Source organism: Mesorhizobium sp. LNHC229A00 (assembly GCF_000502415.1).
Classification (GTDB): domain Bacteria; phylum Pseudomonadota; class Alphaproteobacteria; order Rhizobiales; family Rhizobiaceae; genus Mesorhizobium.
The window spans coordinates 1-1206 of sequence record NZ_AYWQ01000135.1; the positions used below are offsets into that span (position 1 = coordinate 1).

A 1206-nucleotide genomic window follows, 5' to 3' on the forward strand; every position below is an offset into this window, starting at 1 on the left:
GTGGTCATAACGCAATTGTCTTCCGGCTATCTTTCCAGAGATTCGACAATCCAGTTGGTGAACGTCCCACATCGCGCAATCATTGATGCGCTTAGGTCAGGGCATGCGCCCATCCGCAACCATCTCATCAAGAGCATCGATCCGAGACACCAACATAGAGAATTGCTTCCCCATGAGAGAGGCCTCGCGGCGGACGTGAGATTGCGTCACTCTTCATGATCGCGGCCTCCGAGGATGTCGGGATCGAGCCAGTGCAACGGCACGATAGGGCGAAGAATCTGGCAGCTCTTGCAACTGCCGACCTCGATGGGAGAAGCCATATCGCGATCTGTCCGGCAGAGACACCAGGTTATGCACTGTCCGTTCATGAAGGCTTCCTGCTGGTCTCCATAAGAGAAGTATTCTGGTGCAGAAGGTGCCCGACTAGCTATTCGGAAAAGACGACAGGGACGTGCAAATCGGGCGNGGGACTCTGCGAACGCATCAGCGAAACGTCGTCCATGATCATGCGCACCGAAAATGCCGTCGCCGCAGTGAAAACCGCGCTCTCGCCTGCCATCAAGCCGCCGAAGGCCGGCGCGTCTTGGTCCAGGCGGGCGATTGCGCCGGCTTCGAACACCTTAGTGGGCCTGGAAAGCTCCTCGCGTGACGGCGAGGGGGGCATCCAGACGGGCGGAAAAGGACAAACGTCGTTGCCCCACGTCGCCGGCATGACCCGTCGATTGTCACCGCGCTGGAATGCGCGGGTCTACATGCGAGGACCCGAACGCGCAGGACAAATTCTCGCAAGCCCGGTCGGGACTGAGGCTCGAAGTCCGTGAGCGGAGGCTAATGGCTATTGCCGATATTCGCCGCGAACAAGCCGCCTAGTGGGAAGACGCTATAGGAGAAGCAGGTGGAGTTATCTTGCGTTGGGATCGGTGCTGGCCCGTCCAATTTGAGCCTTGCGTGTCAGATACACGAGCAAGTTGGGAAAGGGGCAGTGTTCCTGGATCGGCAGGTCGACTTCCGCTGGCATCCAGGCATCGCATTCGATTCCTCGGAGCTCCAGGTCAGCCACTTCAAGGACCTGGTCACTCTCGTGAACCCGCGATCAGCCTACACTTTCGTAAACTTCCTGCACGAGAACGGGCGTCTGTATCACTTCCTGAACGCACAGTTCGAAGCCGTGCTCAGAGTGGAGTTCGAACAATACCTGAACTGGGT

Annotated in this window: 2 protein-coding genes; both read left to right on the top strand. The window is 58.0% G+C overall.

Going from position 1 to position 1206, the window contains the following annotated elements; genetic code table 11:
• Positions 1 to 500 precede the first annotated feature (500 nt).
• Positions 501 to 821, top strand: coding sequence for a hypothetical protein (locus tag X742_RS1000000174665; RefSeq protein ID WP_156939513.1), 321 nt, complete (start codon positions 501 to 503; stop codon positions 819 to 821).
• 74 nt (positions 822 to 895) lie between these two features.
• On the top strand, positions 896 to 1206 hold a 311-nt coding region (locus tag X742_RS0139650), incomplete at its 3' end, for a SidA/IucD/PvdA family monooxygenase (protein WP_031248872.1).

What these genes read in the sequence shown, in the direction of transcription:
- X742_RS1000000174665 (WP_156939513.1), top strand. Translation starts at nt 501, where the DNA reads ATGATCATGCGCACCGAAAATGCCGTCGCCGCAGTGAAAACCGCGCTC.